Raw genomic sequence first — 12,769 nt, 5'->3', positions numbered from 1 at the left:
ATAACAAAGATTTAAGGATTAGCAATGATGTGTGCTGTTGTTGTTAATTATACTGGAATATAAGATGTCCTATTAATTGTTATTGTTGTTTTTACCAGTAAATTATATTACCATTTATAGTGTTGTGGTAAAAATATACCCCATCATTTGTGAATAATATCACTTATCATTAGAAAACTTGGCTTGTCGCCAAGCTTTAATGGCGAAAGCACAAAGCCTGCACTTATACTGATTTCCTAAAAAGGTTATACTTTACAATCAGTATAAAAAAAGAAAATCAGATAGATAAGAAGGAGCAGAACAGTGAAAATAGGCATAGACAAAATAGGATTTCATACACCACATTTATACGTTGATATGAACAATTTAGCAGTAGCAAGAAATGTAGAACCTGAGAAATTTACGATTGGGATTGGGCAGGAAAAGATGGCTGTACCTCCGATTACGCAGGATCCTGTGACATTAGCTGCAAATGCTGCATTGGAAATTTTAGACGAAGAGGATAAGGAAAAGATTGACTTTGTTATTTTCGGAACAGAATCAGGCATAGATCATTCCAAATCGGCAGGGGTTTATGTCCATCATTTGCTGGGTCTTGATTCACATGCTCGTACCATCGAAGTGAAGCAGGCCTGTTATGGAGCAACTGCTGCGATACAAATGGCAAAAGGACATATCGCATTAAATCCAAAAAGCAGGGTATTGGTACTCGGTTCAGATATTGCAAGATATGGATTAAATACATCCGGGGAAGCGACACAAGGAGCTGGCGCGGTTGCATTAGTTATTAGTGCAGATCCTAAAATCATGGCATTGGAAGATCAAAGTGCTTACTTAACCGCTGATATTATGGATTTTTGGCGACCAATATATTCGGATAAGGCATTTGTTGATGGGAAGTTTTCCAATGAGCAATACATTTTATTCTTTTCAAAAGTCTGGGAGGCGTACAAAGAAAAAACAGATCACGGACTAAAAGACTTTGAAGCAATCTGTTATCACTTACCATATACAAAAATGGGAATGAAGGCATTAAAAACGATTTTGGATGAAGGAACAGAAGAAGATAAAGAACGTTTATCGGCAAACTATAAAATTAGTGCAGATTATAACAGGAATGTTGGAAATATTTATACGGGTTCCTTGTATTTGAGTTTACTTTCACTTCTTGAACAAAAAGAAGATTTAGAGGCAGGTTCAAGAATTGGCTTGTACAGCTATGGTTCAGGAGCAGTAGGGGAGTTCTTTACGGGAATTCTGCAGCCGCATTATCGAGAGTATTTACATGTGGAGCAGCATACGAAGTTATTTTCATCAAGAACTGAAGTAACGGTTCCGGAATATGAAGAGATATTTGAAAAAACTTTACCAATTGATGGATCGAGCCTTGAATTGGATATCGAAAAGGATCCTGCGAATATTTGTTTAGCAGGAATAAAGGACAATATGCGTCAATATGTTAATAAATTGAGATAATAACGTTGCTGCATTTGTGCAGGATTATCAACGGAGGTGCAATTCACATATAGAATGCACCTCTTGTTTTTTGTTAATCTTCGTAGTTGATAGAAAGTGCGACGTAAGATACAAATTCAGAAATGCACAGTATGGATCTTAAGTCTGGAAAAAAGTGGGTGCAAACTAATGGAAAGCTATGATATATGCCCAGTCGAAGCCAAACTAGGTACAACCGGTCACATATAATGCTTCTATATCCCCGGATGAAGCCGAACCAGTTGCAACCGGTCATATATAATCCTCTTATATGCCCGAACGAAGCTGAACTAGATGCAACCGGGTACATATAGCGCCTCTTTATCTCCGAATGCTGCACTTTACATCTTTTATGACAAAAAAACAATAATTCCTTTTGATGGGTGCAGACAGTGCGTAATCCGAATTTATTTTAGTAAATAATCACGAAAAAAATTTATACTTACATTGGGAAAAAAGATTTTCTGAGCTGGGTTTATGGGTGAATCATGAAAATGATACAATGGAAAAATTAGATAATTATATTTTCACTATATTATACCCCGTTAAAAAGGAAATTTCTGCATTTGCATAAACTGAAGAGACTATTATAATGGCATTAAGACAATTAAAAATTAGATAATGTGAAGCATGGTTTAAGCTGATTACTATTGCACCTCTAAGTGTATTTCTACCTTTCCTACTAGATAAGTTCCTCGTTATTCCACATGATACTAGCAATACTTCTACTGAAAAATATATAACAAAATTCTATTAAAATATGAAAGGAGAAAAATCATGAAATTTTTCCATACAGCAGATTGGCATTTAGGTAAATTAGTACAAGGTGTGTATATGACAAATGACCAACGTTATATTCTTAAGCAATTTTTACAGGCAATAGAAGGGGAGAAGCCCGATGCAGTGATTATTGCAGGAGATTTATATGACCGTGCTGTTCCACCAACGGAAGCTGTCCATCTTTTAGATGAAATACTTGAGACAATTGTCATGAAATTAAAAACACCGGTTCTTGCCGTGGCAGGTAACCATGATAGTCCGGGAAGATTAAACTTTGGGAGCAGTATTATGAAACAGAATGGCTTTCATATTGTTGGAAACCTCACAAAGGATCTAAAGCCGGTTACTTTACAGGATGAACATGGGGAAGTGCATTTCCACCTTATTCCATATTGTGACCCGAGTGTTGTTCGTACTGTTTTAGAAGATGAAGAGATTCGCACACATAATGATGCTGCAAAAAAGATTGTAGAACGAATCACTTCTAATTCAGATCAGGATGCCAGACATGTATTTGTAGGACATGCTTTTGTTACACCGTTTGGGGAGGAAAAGGAGAATACGAGTGATTCTGAGCGACCACTTTCCATTGGCGGCGCAGAATATGTCGATGCCCATCATTTTTCACCTTTCCAATATACAGCGCTTGGACATTTGCACCAGGCCCATTATGTTTTAAATGAAACGATCCGTTATTCCGGTTCCATTTTAAAGTATTCTATTTCTGAAGAAAATCATAAAAAGGGCTTCCACGTCGTTGAGATGGATGGAGAGGGGAGCGTCTCTGTCAATAAGCGACCACTTGATCCAAGAAGAGATATTCGTACAGTTGAAGCTACAATTGAAGAGCTGTTAACACATCCTATTAATGAAGATTATGTTTTTGTTCGATTAATGGACGTGGCACCTGTGCTTTCACCAATGGAAAAGGTTAGGTCTGTGTATCCGAACGCCATGCATGTGGAACGTAGAAATCATTCATTTTCGCCAATGTCCGTTGACGGAGAAAATCTTGCGGATCGCAGTAAAATGAGTGACCTGGATCTGTTCAGAGCCTTTTACAAGGAAGTAAAAGGAGACGAGCCAACCGAAGAAACGGAGCATATTTTTAAAGAAGTATTTGATGAGCTTTTAAAAGACGAAAATGAGCGTTCTAAAGAAGTGAAACAAAAAGAATATATATCGAATTAAGATTTCGTGGAGGGAGAATTCGAATTGAAACCACTGAAACTAAGAATGACGGCATTTGGACCATATAAAAATATAGAAATAATTGATTTTAATGAGCTGGAGCAAAATAATTTGTTTGTTATTTCTGGAAATACCGGTGCTGGTAAGACAACCATTTTTGATGGAATATGTTTTGCCTTGTATGGCAGTGCGAGTGGAACGGACAGGGAAGATAACAGAATGCTAAGAAGTGATTTCGCTGATGACAATACCCATACTTCTGTTGAACTGGAATTTGAATTAAAAGGCAGATTTTATCGTATTTTACGTCAATTGGGTCATGTGAAACTGGGGAATAAGTCCAGGACTGGGGAAAAGTATGAGTTTTTTGAAAAAGTTGATGGAAAAGAGATTCCCTGTGTAGACCGCCAGATGGTCTCAGAGATTGATAGAAAAGTGGAGGAAATTGTCGGCTTGACCAAGGACCAGTTTAAGCAAATAGTAATGCTTCCACAAGGCGAATTCCGTAAGCTGCTAACTTCGGAAACGGAAAATAAAGAGGCGATTTTACGCAGGCTATTTAAAACTGAGAATTACAAGCATCTGAGTGAGCTTCTGAAAAATAAAAAAAATATCATCATGCAGGAATTTAACCAGGTAAATCAAATGAGAGATAACTATATTCAAAGTATATCTAACGTCTTACCAAAGCGGGAAGAGTCTCTCTTATTCGACGTGCTTTCTTCAGAACATTATAATGTGAATCAAATCGTCACAGGTTTGGAAGAGGAAGCTGGATTTTACAGGAATCAAATTGAGCTGGATCAGAAAAAATATGAAGATACTTATCATAAGCATGATGGGAAGCAAACAGCGTTTCATCAGGCAAAAGCTTTAAATGAACGATTTGAGGAATTGGAAAATAAAGAAAATCAGCTGAAAGAATTACACATTCAATCCCCTGTTTTTACGAAGAAAGAAAAACAACTGGAGGACGCAGAAAGAGCCGGTAATATAGAGGTTTTTGAAAAACAGGCTAAAGAATGGCGCAAAGAGGAAAAAGAAAAATCGGTTATTTTAGATAGTGCCAAAAATGCAGGTAAAAATGCTGATGGTAGATTTGAAAAAGCTGAAATGTATTATAAACAGGAAGAAAGCAATAAAAGTAAGCGGGAAGAAACCAGTAAAAAATTAGACCGTTTAACTGAGTATTTGCCGATACTTAAGGATATAGATGAAAGAAAAAGAGGTTTGCAGGAGCTAGAAATTAAGGGGAAAAAGTCGGCAAGCGAACTGGAAATAGTAAAAAAGAATGTAAAAGAGAAAAACGAAGCAATTGAAGAAAATAACGGGAAAATTAAATCAATGGATGATGCTGTCAGTCAATTAACTGAAAAACAACAAACATTGAATGAGATGAGAGAACAGGCAAAGGTATTAATGGATTTCATCAAAATAAACAATAGACAAATAGAACTTGATAAAGATCTTCATGTAAAGGAAACAGCCTTTCGGAAAATAAAAACCAAGTACGATGATCAGGAATTAGTCTGGGTGAATAACCAGGCAAGCTTATTGGCGACCCACTTACATGATGGGGAGGCCTGTCCCGTTTGTGGAAGTCTTGATCATCCAGGCGGAGCATCGGATGAAGAAGAAATGGTAACCAAAGAACAGTTGGAAATATTAAAAAAAGAGCTGGATGAAAAGGACGGTTTATACCGAAGTGCGGTAGCGGATTTAAAAGCAAATTCTGTCCAAATGGAAGAAAAAGGGGAAGAGGTAGCAAACTATAATATCCACACTGATCAGGTTACAGAGGTGAAGAATAGCTTAGTTGATCAGGGAATACGATTAAAAGAAGAAGTAGACCAGTTAAAAAAACTTCGTGAAGCGCTTAAACAGCTAAAAAGCTCTGTGGAAAAAGAAAATGTTGAAGTAAAAGAATTGGATGCAAAAAAAGAGCAGCTTGATAAATTATACCAGGATCTGAGGACGTCCTACGAAACTTCACGGGCCCTATATAAAGAAAAGCTGAATAATGTACCGAAGGAAGTAAGGGTCTTATCTGAACTGGAAAAACAAATAAGCGAAACAAAAGCACTTAAATTAAAACTTGAAAAAGCCTGGGATGAAGCGCAGACTATGTTCCAGCAGGCTAAAGAAGAACAAACAAGGGCTGCTTCCAATTTAGAGCATGCAAAAAATCAATTGGAAGAAACAAAAGCTAAACATGAAAAAGCAGAGAATCAGTTTAAAGATGCACTAAGAAATGCAAGCTTTGAATCAGAAGAAAGTTACCATCAGGCAAAAATGTCTGAGGCTGATCGAGAGAAATGGAAAGATGAGATACGCAAATTCAATCAGCATTTATCTGCCCTGACCCAGCAGGTAAATGAATTAAGAGATGCACTGAAAGAGAAGAAAAGGATTGATTTGACTGTACTTCAACAAGAATTGAAAGAATTAAAGCAGGCTTATGAGTTGGCCCTGAGTAAATTACAGCTGTCAAAAGAAAATTATCAGGAAGCCACCAATTTGAAAGTGAATATAATCGATGCCGAGAGTCAAGTGAAGGAGCATGAATCACAGCTTTCAACGATTACGGATTTGTATGATGTTATCAGAGGGCAAAACAGCCAGAAAATATCCTTTGAAAGATATTTGCAGATTGAATATTTGGAGCAAATTATTGAAGCTGCAAATGGCCGATTAGCACGTTTATCGAATGGGCAATTTAATTTAATCCGAAGTGATCGTCAGGAATCGCATGGAAAGCAAAGTGGACTTGCACTTGATGTCTATGATTCGTATACTGGACAAACCCGTGATGTTAAAACATTATCAGGCGGAGAAAAGTTTAATGCCTCCCTATGTTTGGCACTTGGAATGTCTGATGTTATTCAAAGCTTCCAGGGGAATATTACGATTAATACAATGTTCATTGATGAAGGCTTTGGATCCTTGGATGAAGAATCATTGAATAAATCGATTGATACATTAATCGACTTGCAACAATCAGGACGAATGATCGGTGTTATTTCACATGTTCAGGAACTGAAAACAATGTTTCCGGCAATACTTGAGGTAACAAAAACGAAAGAAGGATATAGTAAGTCTGAGTTTGTTTTAAAATGATCCCGTAGAGAAGTTCTGTTTTATTAATATGCAAAACCCTGTGGGGCTTAATTCACAGGGTTTTTTATGTTTATTATTTTTTTAGAATAAGTCTGTTTCCGCCAAGTTTACCTTTAGAGTAACCTGATTGACCTTAAATAAATCTATGAATCTCATAACCCAAAATCTTATTTGTTTTTTTCTTCACTTAATGCTTTGAACAATCCAATTATCATAAAAATCATGACAAAGGAGAATGGCAGTGCAGCAACAATGATCGTATTCTGAATTGCTGTTAAGCCACCGACATACAATAGTATCAGTGCTACGGCGGATTGTGCCAAGCCCCAAACAATTTTTACAGTTGTTGGTGGTGTTAGTGAGCCTTTTGTTGTCTGCATACCTAAAACGAATGTGGCTGAGTCAGCAGATGTAATAAAGAATGAAGCAATAAGTAATATTGCAACAATAGATAGGAAAAGTGATAATGGAACATGGTCAAACATGTTAAATAACACTAGTTCCGTAGAAAATTGTGTAAGATCTACTGTACCACTATTTTGAATATCTCCTGCTGTTGAACCGAATGCGGCAAACCAAATGGAAATGAATAGAGTTGGTATAACAATTACACCTGTTATAAATTGGCGAATTGTTCTTCCGCGTGATATCCGTGCAATGAACATCCCAACAAATGGTGCCCAGGAAATCCACCATGCCCAATAAAATATCGTCCAGCCATCAAGCCAAGAGCGATTATCTCCTTCAAGTGGTGCGGTACGAAAACTCATTTCCAATAAATTCTGCAAGTACAAACCAAATGTCTCTGTGAACATATTTAAAATCAGTAATGTTGGTCCGACAATGATTACAACAATTAATAGTATTACCGCAAGCACCATATTCGTATTGGATAAATACTTGATTCCCTTGCTCAGTCCTGACCATGCGGATAGGAGGAAAAGCAATGTTACGACAGCAATAATTACAAATTGTGATGTGAAGCCTACTTCAATACCGAATAAATGGGATAATCCTCCATTAATTTGCACAGCACCAAAGCCGAGAGATGTTGCCACACCGAATACAGTTGCAAAAACAGCAAGTACATCGATGAGAACACCAAGCGGTCCATTCATTTTATCACCAAACAATGGCTTCAGTGTTGAAGAAACTAATGCTGGTTCATCTTTACGAAATTGGAAATATGCTAATGAAAGTGCAGTGATTCCATACATTGCCCAAACATGAATCCCCCAGTGAAAATAGGAATAGGATAATCCATCTTTGAATGCTGCTCCTGATCCAACTTCAGCTATTGGTGAATCAAAAGCATAATGGAATAGTGGTTCAGCTGCACCGTAGAATACCAGCCCGATTCCCATTCCTGCCGAAAACAACATGGCAATCCATGAGGGTGTTGAAAAGTCTGGACGTTCATGATCCTTTCCAAGACGTATTTTCCCATAAGGACTTACTGCAATGATAATTGAGAATATGACCATGGCAGACATAAGCAGCATGTAATACCACCCAAATGATGTTGCAACAAATGATTTAATATTTCCGGTTATTGTTTCAAATTGCGCAGGAAATGCTGCACCAAATGTAACCGCTATTGCTACTAATACAAGTGTGATGTAAAATACCTTTGAAACTTTCTTCATAAAACCCCCTAAAAAATTTTGACATTATTACCTTAAATACATTACCAAACTTCGATAAACAAAGCAATTTACTAGGTAGAAATGGTGGGAATACTTGTCTGGGAGTTTGAATATTCATTTTGGGTTGCATATATCTGCCCAGGAGCGATCATCATTCAGCCATGAAGGTAAACAGCAACTTCCTAAATTATGAAACTTCACCCCCCTTTAATCCGTATACAAATAGAAAGATAATATTCCATATATCTGCTATGATAGATATAGATATTAATAGAATAAAGAGGAGGTTAATTGTTGGATTCCAACGTAAATTTAAGTGCGAAACAAATTCAAAAATTAAAGAAAATTGGTAAGATTGCCGGGATTATTCTGGGGGTCATCGTAGTCCTGGGTATTCTATTCTTACTCTCTTTTAATTGGATCACTGATTATATATGGATGGGGTCTCTGGGGTTTGAGAAAGTATATATGACTATTTTGGGAAGTAAAGTACTGTTAGGAGCGATAGGTTTTTTCCTGTTTCTAGTGCTTACATATGTTACCCTTACCTGGATTCGAAAGTCTTACATTGGGCATTTTCATAATAATCAGCTGCCACCAATTATCGAGAGTCGTAAAACAAGCAGAGCAATCATGCTTGGGGTTGCAATTTTCATAGGTGCGATTGGCAGTTCAATTGTACAAGGTATTGGCTGGGAACCATTGTTGAAGCTAATGAACCATGCTTCTTTTGGAGAAGCAGATCCATACTTTAACATGGATATTTCATTTTATATATTTATCCTTCCATTTGTAAAATTCATCGTTTATTTGCTGCTTGGGCTAAGTATATTCTTCCTTGTTTTGGAAATTGGAGCATATTCGGTTTTTAATATGTACCGAATGAGCCGTTCAGCTCAGCTTCATATGGGTGTCACATTGGGATTCATTGGCTTGCTTTTAGCATGTCTCCATTTACTTTCACCATATGAAACGTTGTTGACAAATCAGGTGAATATATTCCAGGAAAGCGTCGTTCACGGATTGAGCTATACGGATAAATTGATCAATATTCCGGTCTCTTACATTCTTGCAGCGGTGGCTATTATCGGTACTGTTTGGATGATTATCGCTTTGAACCGTGGAAAAATAAATTCGATGGCAATTCCTGTCATTGCGTATGTTGTACTAGTTATTGCAGGACAGTTGACATCTGCTGGAGTACAAAACTTCATCGTTTCACCAAATGAATTTTCCAAAGAGAAGCCGTATTTGGAACATAATCTTAACTTTACAAGGGCTGCTTATGATCTGGATAATATTGAAGAGCTGGAACATCCAGGGAATTATACACTGGATGAGGAAATGATAGAGCGGAACGATTTAACGATTGATAACATACGGATCAATGATTCAAGGCCTTTACTGGAAGTATACAACCAGTTGCAGACATTCCGTACGTATTATCAATTTAATGATATGGATATTGATCGATACGAAATTGATGGGGAATATGAGCAAGTGTTTATTGGAGCCAGAGAATTAAATACAGATGGACTCCCATCACAGGCTAAAACATGGGTTAACCAAACCCTGAGATATACACATGGATATGGTATAGCCATGAGTCATGTTAATCAGGTGACAAGTCAGGGACAACCAGAATATATGATGAAAAATGTTCCACCCGAAGGTGTATTTGAATTAAATCGTCCTCAGATTTATTTTGGGGAAGAGGCTTACGGGAATGTTATTGTTAATAGTGAAGTAGATGAATTTGACTATCCATCAGGTGACGAAAACGTATCTAATCGTTTTGAAGCAGATTCAGGAATACCTCTGACAGGAATTAATCGACTCCTGTTTGCCTTTAACGAGGGTTCTTTTCGAATGTTTGTCTCTGATCAGGTAACAGAAGAAAGTCAGCTGCTTGAAACACGTAATATAATGGATCGGGTAAATAGAATCGCTCCATTTTTCCAATATGATGAGGATCCATATGTGTTTGTCAGAGATGATGGAAGTCTGGCATGGATTATTGATGCTTACTTAACAGCAGAACAATATCCATATGCTGAAGCACATCGGGGCGAAGAAAATTATATCCGGAATTCGGTTAAAGTCGTTATTGATGCATATACCGGGGAAGTGAATTTTTATATAGCAAATCCAGAAGATCCGCTATTACAAACATATCAGAATATGTTCCCGGATTTATTTACAGAAGAAATACCGGAAGATGTGCAAAGTCATTTCCGATATCCTGAAATGCTGTTTAAGATTCAAGCTTCCATGTATGGAACATACCACATGTCAAATCTGGAGATATTTTATAACAGAGAAGATTTCTGGCAGTTCCCAACGGAAAAATATTTCAATGAGGATATTGAGGTAGAACCGTACTACATTACAATGAAACTACCTGAATACGATGAAGAAGAATTTATTTTAATGATTCCGTACACACCGAAGAACAGGCAAAATATGATCGCATGGATGGGTGTGCGAAATGACGGAGAAAATTATGGTGAAATGTTTGTACATCGTTTTCCAAAACAAAAAAACATTTATGGAACACAGCAAATTGAGAACAGGATTAACCAGGACAGTACAATTTCTCAACAGCTGAATCTGTGGTCACAAGGTGGATCTGAGGTTATTCGTGGTAATTTGCTGGCGATACCGATAGAGGATACGGTTATGTATGCGGAACCGATATATATAGAATCCTCCAATGAAACATCACTGCCTGAAGTAAAACAGATTGTACTTGCTTATAATGATCATATTGTCATGGAAGAAACATTTGATCTCGCTCTGGATAAAATGCTTAATCTAATTGATCCCGAGCGTAAGGCAGATGAAGAATCGGCTGAAGAGACAGGTGAAACCGATGAATCTGATGAGCCTGAAGAGACAATTTCAGGTTCAGAGGAAATTCTCACAGAGTTATCCGGCATGTTCGATGAATATCAGCAAGCTTTGTCAGAAGGAAATTGGGAAGAAGCTGGAAAGGTTATGGCAGAGATAGAAAGTCGTTTGAATGAAGTTGAATAAGTAAATTAGAAAAAGTGCTCCGTTTTTGCGGAGCACTTTTTATGGTAAAAAAAACAAAATCAGATTGTTGCAGCCTACTGGTTTTCAATTCCATACTTTTTCATTTTGCTATAGATTGTTACCCTGGAAATACCTAACCTTCGGGCTGCATCAGATTTATTTCCATTTGTTTGTTTAAGCGTTTCCTCGATTAGTTGTTTTTCTATATTTTCTTTTTCATTTGATAATGATGGTTTTTTTACACCTTCCGATGTACTCAGATCTTCGGAAACACTTGGAAAATAAGTTAAAAGATCCCGCTTGCTGAGTATAGGCTTTTCAGAAAGTATAATAATTCGTTCCATTAAATTTCGTAATTCCCTGACATTACCCGGCCAGTTGTACTGAAGCAGCAAATGAAATGCATCCTGTTTAAATTCTGGAATTGGTACCTGGTATTTGGCAGCAAATTGTTTAAGAAATAGGTCTGTCAGTTCATGAATATCATCAATTCGCTGTCTTAATGGTGGCATCGTTACTTGAATAACATTTAACCGATAAAATAAATCCGATCTGAATTTCTTTTCTTCCATAAGCTGTTCAAGATTTTGATTGGTAGCAGCGATAAAACGTACATTAACATCTCTCCCTGTAGAATCACCAATTCGGTAAATGCTTTTCTCCTGTAGAACACGGAGCAGCTTAACCTGCATTTCCAAAGGGAGTTCACCGACTTCGTCCAAAAACAAAGTACCACCATCAGCCATTTCAATCTTTCCTGCTTTTCCGTTTCTATCTGCACCTGTGAATGATCCACCCTCATATCCGAAAAGTTCACTTTCGAATAAAGGAGCCGGAATTGCTCCACAGTTTACTGGTATAAAAGGGTCGTCTTTTCGGGGACTTGCGTCATGGATCGCTCTTGCGCAAATTTCTTTGCCTGTCCCACTTTCACCAAGAATTAATGTAGTTGCTTCTGTTTTTGCAGCTTTAAGTGCAATTTGTATGGTCTTTTGTAACTGATGGCTTTTTCCTCGTATTGCCGAAAAGGGCGTCTCTGATTCATTTGCATATATCTTTTGCCTTAATTCATTCAATTCGGCAGAGGTTGTTTCAAGATTATCATTCAGTTTTACAATTTGAGTGATATCTCTTTCGACAGATACTGCTCCAATGATTTGATTCTCCTCATTAAATACAGGGGCAGCATTTATTACTACATGTTTATCTTTGCGTGGTCGATGATAGATGTTGTTTACAGGTTTCTTCGTTTCCAATACTTCTAAAACCATTAAATCATCACTGTTAAAGTAATTTGTGATTTTTTGATAGGCAATATCTGACTGACTTATATTGTATGTTTTTACACTGGCCTCATTCCAAAAAAGGACTTCCTTATTATTATTAATAATAGTTATCGCATCATCTTCTGCGGCAAGGACCGTATTTAAATATGACAATATGTCACGGGACATTGGATTCACCTCATTTAATTGTAAAGTGACTATTTACATAATTGTACAATT

Annotated in this window: 6 protein-coding genes; 4 read left to right on the top strand and 2 right to left on the bottom strand. The window is 37.1% G+C overall.

Translation table 11 applies throughout. The annotated features are described in order from the left end of the window. Window positions 1-303: 303 nt before the first annotated feature. The 3 genes from CIL05_RS14710 to CIL05_RS14700 all read left to right on the top strand — a co-directional run bounded on the left by CIL05_RS14710 (window position 304) and on the right by CIL05_RS14700 (window position 6,582). Entirely contained in the window at window positions 304-1,476 is a 1,173-nt protein-coding gene (locus CIL05_RS14710) for a hydroxymethylglutaryl-CoA synthase (RefSeq protein ID WP_095656309.1), read from the top strand. Window positions 1,477-2,271: 795 nt separating this feature from the next. Continuing rightward, complete coding sequence (locus tag CIL05_RS14705) at window positions 2,272-3,465, top strand: exonuclease SbcCD subunit D (RefSeq protein ID WP_095656308.1); 1,194 nt, start codon at window positions 2,272-2,274, stop codon at window positions 3,463-3,465. A gap of 24 nt (window positions 3,466-3,489) precedes the next feature. Then, window positions 3,490-6,582, top strand: a complete 3,093-nt coding sequence (locus CIL05_RS14700) for an AAA family ATPase (protein ID WP_095656307.1) — start codon at window positions 3,490-3,492, stop codon at window positions 6,580-6,582. 167 nt (window positions 6,583-6,749) lie between these two features. Here the strand turns inward: CIL05_RS14700 and CIL05_RS14695 are convergent, their stop codons facing one another. Beyond that, entirely contained in the window at window positions 6,750-8,228 is a 1,479-nt protein-coding gene (locus tag CIL05_RS14695) for a glycine betaine uptake BCCT transporter (RefSeq protein WP_095656306.1), read from the bottom strand. Between the two features lie 294 nt (window positions 8,229-8,522). Between CIL05_RS14695 and CIL05_RS14690 the strand changes: the two genes are divergently transcribed. Continuing rightward, window positions 8,523-11,264 carry a UPF0182 family membrane protein gene (locus CIL05_RS14690; RefSeq protein WP_240510205.1) on the top strand — a complete coding sequence of 914 codons (2,742 nt, stop codon included), beginning with the start codon at window positions 8,523-8,525 and terminating at the stop codon, window positions 11,262-11,264. Window positions 11,265-11,338: 74 nt separating this feature from the next. On the opposite strand, the gene CIL05_RS14685 is transcribed toward CIL05_RS14690, so the two are convergent. Beyond that, window positions 11,339-12,718 carry a sigma-54 interaction domain-containing protein gene (locus CIL05_RS14685; RefSeq protein ID WP_095656304.1) on the bottom strand — a complete coding sequence of 460 codons (1,380 nt, stop codon included), beginning with the start codon at window positions 12,716-12,718 and terminating at the stop codon, window positions 11,339-11,341. Between the last annotated feature and the right edge of the window lie 51 nt (window positions 12,719-12,769).

The organism is Virgibacillus profundi, from assembly GCF_002287375.1.
Lineage (GTDB): Bacteria > Bacillota > Bacilli > Bacillales > Amphibacillaceae > Virgibacillus_K > Virgibacillus_K profundi.
Note: the sequence above shows the minus strand (reverse complement) of the source record. Positions and strands in the feature narration are given on the sequence as shown.